This is a genomic window from Gordonia araii NBRC 100433, from assembly GCF_000241265.1.
GTDB lineage: Bacteria > Actinomycetota > Actinomycetes > Mycobacteriales > Mycobacteriaceae > Gordonia > Gordonia araii.
Genome location: NZ_BAEE01000039.1, coordinates 1 through 428, shown reverse-complemented (window position 1 = coordinate 428; position 428 = coordinate 1). Strand labels below are relative to the sequence as shown.

The following is a 428-nucleotide window of genomic DNA, read 5'->3' as shown; positions in this document are numbered from 1 at the left end:
TTGCATACCGATGTCGTCGAGACTGCGCTGCGCAATGCGCACACCTTCCGGGACCCGGCGACCGGGCCAGTCGATGGCGTAATCTTCCATGCGGATCGCGGCTGTCAGTACACCTCCGAGCAGCTCGATACCGTCACCGGTGAGCTGAACGTGCGCCTGTCGGTCGGGCGGACCGGGGTGTGCTGGGATAACGCTCAGCAGGAAAGTTTCTGGTCGACGCTCAAGACCGAGTTCTACCAGCGGCGCACCTTCGGCACCCGGATCGAGGCCGTCGCGGCGGTCAGCCGATGGATTGACGCGGTCTACAATCGCAGGCGCCGACACAGTTCGCTGGGCTACGTTGCTCCAGCCGACTTCGAGGCGGGCATGCTTACCAGGGCGACCAGCAAGGCCGCTTAACCGATGTCCACCGAACGGGGTCAACCCCA

General features: G+C 64.3%; 1 pseudogene. It reads left to right on the top strand.

The features are described from left to right. A pseudogene (locus GOARA_RS06570) lies at positions 1–360 on the top strand (transposase); the annotation flags it as partial. Positions 361–428 lie beyond the last annotated feature (68 nt).